Annotated in this window: 2 protein-coding genes; both read left to right on the top strand. The window is 65.5% G+C overall.

The genetic code is table 11. The features are described 5' to 3' along the window. Window positions 1-2,556, top strand: a 2,556-nt coding sequence (locus ACIRJT_RS38835; RefSeq protein WP_403919357.1) for an amino acid adenylation domain-containing protein, incomplete at its 5' end; no start/stop codon positions are given. 102 nt (window positions 2,557-2,658) lie between these two features. Then, the coding region (locus ACIRJT_RS38830) for a condensation domain-containing protein (RefSeq protein WP_403919354.1) at window positions 2,659-3,291 on the top strand (633 nt) is incomplete at its 3' end.

Below are 3,291 nucleotides of genomic sequence, written 5' to 3'. Positions count from 1 at the left end.
CGCCAGGACTGGAGTGGATTCCCGGACAGTGACCCGGTGCGTCGGCTGGATCCGGCGCACCCGGCGTATGTGATCTATACCTCGGGTTCGACGGGTCGGCCCAAGGGTGTGATGGTGTCGCACAGTGGTGTGGCGAGTCTGGCCGCTGCCCAGCGGGACCGGCTGGGGGTGACCGCGGACAGTCGGGTCCTGCAGTTCTCGTCACCCAGCTTCGATGCTGCGGTATGGGAATTGGTGATGGTCTTCAGCAACGGTGCGACGCTGGTGATTCCGCGTCCGGACCAATTGACCGGTGAGGGGCTATGGCACGTCCTGGACGCCCAAGCCATCACCCATGCCCTGATACCGCCCTCGGTCCTCACTACGCTTCCGACGGAATCCGCACGGAAATTGCCGGGATTCGAAACCTTGATCGTCGGCGCTGAGGCATGCCCGCCCGGACTGGCCGAGCTGTGGTCGGCGGGCCGGCGGATGGTCAATGCGTATGGGCCGACCGAGGCCACGGTGTGTGTCACGCTGAGTGGGCCGTTGTCGGCGGGTGGGCCGGTGCCGATCGGTGGGCCGGTGACCGGTACCAGGGTGTATGTGCTGGACGAAGGGCTGCGACCGGTTCCGCCGGGCGTGGAGGGTGAGTTGTATGTCTCCGGTGTCGGAGTGGCGCGCGGTTATCGGGGTCGTGCGGGTCTGACTGCTGAACGGTTTGTGGCCTGTCCCTTTGAAGCCGGTGTGCGGATGTATCGCACGGGAGATGTGGCGCGGTGGAATCACGATGGTGAGCTGGAGTTCGCGGGCCGTGCCGATGAGCAGGTGAAGATTCGCGGCTTCCGTATCGAACCGGGTGAGATCGAGGCTGTGCTGGCCGAGCATCCGGAAGTGGCGCAGGCGGTGGTGGTCGCCCGGGAGGACACCTCGGGGGATGCGCGGCTGGTCGCCTACGTGGTTCCCGAAGCCCCGAGCGAACAGGGACAGAAAGAGGGCCAGGTCCGCGACTGGCAGCAGATTTACGAATCGGTCTACTCCAGCGGCACCGAGGAAGAATTCGGCGAGGACTTCACCGGTTGGAACAGTTCCTATACCGATGAGGCGATTCCGCTAACCGAGATGCGGGAGTGGCGCGACGCAGCGGTGAGGAGGATCAGAGAATTCCGTCCGCGCCGCATGCTGGAGATCGGCGTCGGCTCGGGTCTGCTGCTCGCGCATCTGGCCAAGGAATGTGAGCAGTACTGGGCGACCGACTTCTCCCCGACCGTCATCGACCGACTCCGCCGGCAGACCGCTGAGTTCGGACTGAGCGACCGAGTGCGGCTGGACTGCCGACCCGCCGACGACACTGAGGGGATGCCGACCGAATTCTTCGACACCATCGTGCTGAATTCGGTGGTGCAGTACTTCCCCACCGGCGACTATCTCACCCGGGTGGTGGAAGGGGCGCTGCGTCTGCTGACGCCGGACGGACGGCTGATCGTCGGCGATGTGCGTCATCTCGGCACCGCTCAGATGTTCCAAACGGCCATTCAGACGCAGCGGATCATGGCGGACATCGGCTCGGCCCGGCTGGAGGCGGCCGTCGACCAGGCGATGCGTTCCGAGCCGGAACTTCTGATTGCTCCGGAATTCTTCATCGGGCTCGCCGAGACCGATGACCGGGTAGCTGCGGTGGACATCCGGCTCAAGCGGGGCGTCCACCACAACGAGCTGACACGGCACCGGTACGAGGTCGTGCTGCACGGGGCCGCCGCCGGGACGCACTCACCGGGCGAGCTCGCCGACCTCGTGTGGGGCCGGGACGTGAAGGACGCGGAGGGCCTGCTGGCGGCAGTGGCCGAGCACCAGGATGGCGTCCGGGTGAGTGGCATTCCCAATGGCCGCCTGACGACGGAGATGCGACGGATATCCGCCGGATTCGGTGCGGCCGACATCACGGACCCCGAGGAGCTTGCCTGTTGGGGCGAACGGAACGGTCTCCGTGTGCTGCTGACCTGGTCGCCGCAGGGGCCCGAATGGTTCGAGGCGGTGCTGTGCCCCGCCGGCAGCCCGGTGACATCGGGGGTGTACCGGCCGGGGGCGACGGGACCGTGGATCAACCAACCGGTGACCTCCCGGTCCGTGGAGTCGCTGGCCACGACGGCACGGGCACATGCGGCCGAACGACTGCCGGAATTCATGGTGCCGTCCGCGGTCGTCGTACTCGACCAGGTGCCCTTGACCCCGAACGGAAAGCTGGACCGCAAAGCCCTGCCGGCTCCGGATTACGCTGTCCTCAGCGGTGGCCGGGCCCCGCGTACACCCCAGGAAGAGGCGCTATGTGGCCTGTTCGCCGAAGTGCTGGGCCTTCCCAGGGTCGGCATCGATGACGGTTTCTTCGAACTCGGCGGGCATTCTCTCCTGGTGACCCGGCTGGTCAGCCGGATCCGGAGCACCCTGGGACTGGAGGTTGCCATCGCCACCGTATTCGACGCCTCCACCGTAGAGGCATTGGCTAAGAGTCTGGAAAGTACTCCGAAGACCCGCCGGACCGCGCTGCGACGGATGCCGCGGCCCCAGGAGAATTCTTGACCCCGTCCACACAAGCGATTCTTTAGCGACTATTCGGCGTATTCAGATGGCTGGCGTATCCAGTGGTGCGATTCGAGCCGAAGTGGAAGAAGGTAAGTACTCGTGATACCGCTGTCGTTTGCCCAGCGCCGTCTGTGGTTCCTGCACAAGTTGGAAGGCCCGTCGGCCACCTATAACGCGCCGCTGGCACTTCGGCTGACCGGAAAGTTGGACCGGTCGGCATTGCACACGGCTGTACTGGATGTGGTGGAACGGCATGAGTCGCTGCGTACGGTGTTCCCCGAAGTCGACGGCCAGCCCCAGCAACGCGTCCTCGAGCCAAAGCACGTGGCATTGGTGTGGGAGGCCAGCGAAGTCACCGAGCAGGAATTGCCGCAGGCTCTGGAGACCGCGGCACGCCATACCTTCGACCTTGCCACCGAAATACCGATTCGGGCGCGGCTGTTCGACATCGCGGACAGCCACAGCTCCGAGGACGAGTGCGTTCTCATGGTGCTGCTGCACCACGTGGTCGGTGATGGATGGTCGATGGGGCCATTGGTCCGGGACATGGTCGAGGCGTATACGGCCCGGTCTGTGGGGCGGGCTCCGGCCTGGTCGGAGCTGCCCGTGCAGTATGCGGATTACACGCTGTGGCAGAGGGAGTTGTTGGGGGACGAGTCCGATCCGGGCAGTGTGCTGTCGCAGCAGGTGGCGTACTGGGCCGAGCAGTTGGCGGATCTGCCGGAGCAGCTG

This window comes from Streptomyces sp. NPDC102283, assembly GCF_044766265.1.
Classification (GTDB): domain Bacteria; phylum Actinomycetota; class Actinomycetes; order Streptomycetales; family Streptomycetaceae; genus Streptomyces.
This window is presented reverse-complemented; position numbering and strand designations above follow the sequence as displayed.